Origin of the sequence: Halorubrum tibetense (assembly GCF_042661865.1) — an archaeon.
GTDB classification, from domain to species: Archaea; Halobacteriota; Halobacteria; order Halobacteriales; family Haloferacaceae; genus Halorubrum; species Halorubrum tibetense.
The window spans coordinates 1-857 of record NZ_JBHSWW010000549.1; the positions used below are offsets into that span (position 1 = coordinate 1).

At 52.6% G+C, this 857-nt stretch carries 2 protein-coding genes; both read left to right on the top strand.

The window, feature by feature from the left end; all coding sequences use genetic code 11:
• Positions 1-408: 2-polyprenyl-3-methyl-6-methoxy-1,4-benzoquinone monooxygenase (gene coq7 / locus ACFQEU_RS16890; protein ID WP_379784028.1), on the top strand; the 408-nt coding region annotated here is incomplete at its 5' end.
• Positions 409-420: 12 nt separating this feature from the next.
• The coding region (locus ACFQEU_RS16895) for a GAF domain-containing protein (RefSeq protein WP_379784030.1) at positions 421-857 on the top strand (437 nt) is incomplete at its 3' end.

Below are 857 nucleotides of genomic sequence, written 5' to 3' on the forward strand. Positions count from 1 at the left end.
CCCGAGGTGCGAGCCGAAATGGCCGAGGCGGCTGCAGAGGAAATTGACCACCTAGCTTGGTGTGAACAACGACTAAATGAGCTAGAAAGTCGACCCAGCTTGCTCAACCCAGCTTGGTACGCCCTGTCGTTCGGCATAGGCGCGGCGGCAGGCCTTATTAGCGACAGAGTCAGCTTAGGTTTTGTCGCCGCCACCGAAGACCAAGTCTGTCGCCACCTCGATGGCCACTTAGAAAGTTTGCCGGAACAAGATACAAAAAGCCGGGAAATTGTCAGCCAGATGCGCGCCGACGAAGCCCGACACGCTGCTGCCGCTCGCTCAGCAGGCGGGTTCGAATTTCCAGCACCCGTTAAATCGCTAATGACACTAACCGCCAGCCTCATGACCGCAAGTAGCTATCGGATTTAATGGGATCTAACCATGCACAGCACAGAAAAAAAATTGATGTACGCCTCGCTCCTGCAGACGTGTAAGTCACTGACCGAAGGCGAGACCGATGAAGTAGCGGTTATGGCTACACTTGCCTGCGAGATCCATCACGCTATCCCCTATAGTCACTGGACCGGATTTTACCGAGTCACTGAACCAAACTTACTTAAAGTAGGCCCCTATCAAGGTGGCCATGGCTGCCTACAAATTAGTTTTGATCGCGGTGTGTGCGGCAAAGCCGCGAAGGAAAATGCGGTACAACTGGTCGATGATGTACATAGCCTGCCTTATCATATTGCCTGCTCCAGCTCGACCTTATCCGAAGTTGTTTTACCCATAACCGATGCAACAGGCCAGGTCCGAGCCGTGCTAGATTTAGACTCGAATGATCCTGCTGCGTTTTGCTCTGAAGATGTAGAAGGCTTATT